Below are 1,847 nucleotides of genomic sequence, written 5' to 3'. Positions count from 1 at the left end.
TTGGTACCGCTCAGGGTTTCGATGCCGCCTGCAATTGTCAGGCCGCCCGAACCGTGGATGCTGCCGGCGAACGTATCACCGGCATCGGTCAGCGTTAGAGTTTGGCCGCCCAGCAGCACAGCACCGGAGCCGGACAGCGTGCGCACTTCGGCGCCGTTGTTCGTGGCGACGATGTCGAGCACGCCGTTATTTGCTACACCGCTGGACAGCGCGATGCTGCCCGAGCCGGACAGCGCGAGACCGCCTTGGTCGATCGACGTGGCGCCGGTATAGGTATTGGTACCGGTTAGAGTTTCGGTGCCGCCCGCAATTGTCAGACCACCCGAACCGTGGATGTTGCCGGCGAACGTATCTCCGGCATCCGTCAGCGTCAGAGTCTGGCCGCCCAAGAGCACAGCACCGGATCCGGACAGCGTGCGCACTTCGGCGCCGTTGTTCGTGGCCGTGATGTCGAGCACGCCGTTGTTGGCGACGCCGCTGGACAGCGCGATGCTGCCCGAACCGGACAACGCCAGTGCGCCGCCCTGATCGATCGATGTGGCGCCGGTATAGGTATTGGTACCGGTTAGAGTTTCGGTGCCGCCCGCAATTGTCAGACCACCCGAACCGTGGATGTTGCCGGCGAACGTATCTCCGGCATCCGTCAGCGTCAGAGTCTGGCCGCCCAAGAGCACAGCACCGGATCCGGACAGCGTGCGCACTTCGGCGCCGTTGTTCGTGGCCGTGATGTCGAGCACGCCGTTGTTGGCGACGCCGCTGGACAGCGCGATGCTGCCCGAACCGGACAACGCCAGTGCGCCGCCCTGGTTGATCGACGTGGCCCCGGTATAGGTATTGGTACCGGTCAGGGTTTCGGTGCCGCCCGCAATTGTCAGACCACCCGAACCGTGAATGTTGCCGGCGAACGTATCTCCGGCATCGGTCAGCGTCAGAGTCTGGCCGCCCAGCAGCACCGCACCGGATCCGGACAGCGTGCGCACGTCGGCACCGTTGTTCGTAGCCGCGATGTCGAGCACGCCGTTGTTGACCACGCCGCTGGACAGCGCGATGCTGCCCGAGCCGGACAGCGCGAGACCGCCTTGGTCGATCGACGTGGCCCCGGTATAGGTATTGGTACCGGTTAGAGTTTCGGTGCCGCCCGCAATTGTCAGACCACCCGAACCGTGGATGTTGCCGGCGAACGTATCTCCGGCATCCGTCAGCGTCAGAGTCTGGCCGCCCAAGAGCACAGCACCGGATCCGGACAGCGTGCGCACTTCGGCGCCGTTGTTCGTGGCCGTGATGTCGAGCACGCCGTTGTTGGCGACGCCGCTGGACAGCGCGATGCTGCCCGAACCGGACAACGCCAGTGCGCCGCCCTGATCGATCGATGTGGCGCCGGTATAGGTATTGGTACCGGTTAGAGTTTCGGTGCCGCCCGCAATTGTCAGGCCACCCGAACCGTAGATGCTGCCCGCAAACGTATCGCCAGCATCCGTCAGTGTCAGTGTTTGGCCACCCAGCAGCACTGCACCGGATCCAGACAGCGAGCGCACTTCGGCGCCGTTGTTCGTAGCGGCGATGTCGAACACGCCGTTATTGGCGACGCCGCTGGACAGCGCGATGCTGCCCGAACCGGACAACGCCAGCGCGCCGCCCTGGTCGATCGACGTGGCGCCGGTATAGGTATTGGTACCGCTCAGGGTTTCGATACCGCCCGTGATCGTGAGGCCGCCCGAGCCGTGGATACCGCCGGCGAATACGTCCTGCGCATCCGTCAACGTCAGCGTCTGGCCGCCGAGCAGCACGGCACCTGAGCCGGACAGCGAGCGCACTTCGGCGCCGTTGTTCGTGGCGACGATGTCGAA

At 64.9% G+C, this 1,847-nt stretch carries 1 protein-coding gene; it reads right to left on the bottom strand.

Going from position 1 to position 1,847, the window contains the following annotated elements:
- The coding region (locus tag QPK29_RS33380; RefSeq protein WP_400189961.1) for a beta strand repeat-containing protein at positions 1–1,847 on the bottom strand (1,847 nt) is incomplete at both ends.

It is taken from the genome of Massilia orientalis, from assembly GCF_030411975.2.
Taxonomy (GTDB): Bacteria; Pseudomonadota; Gammaproteobacteria; order Burkholderiales; family Burkholderiaceae_D; genus Telluria; species Telluria orientalis.
Note: the sequence above shows the minus strand (reverse complement) of the source record. Positions and strands in the feature narration are given on the sequence as shown.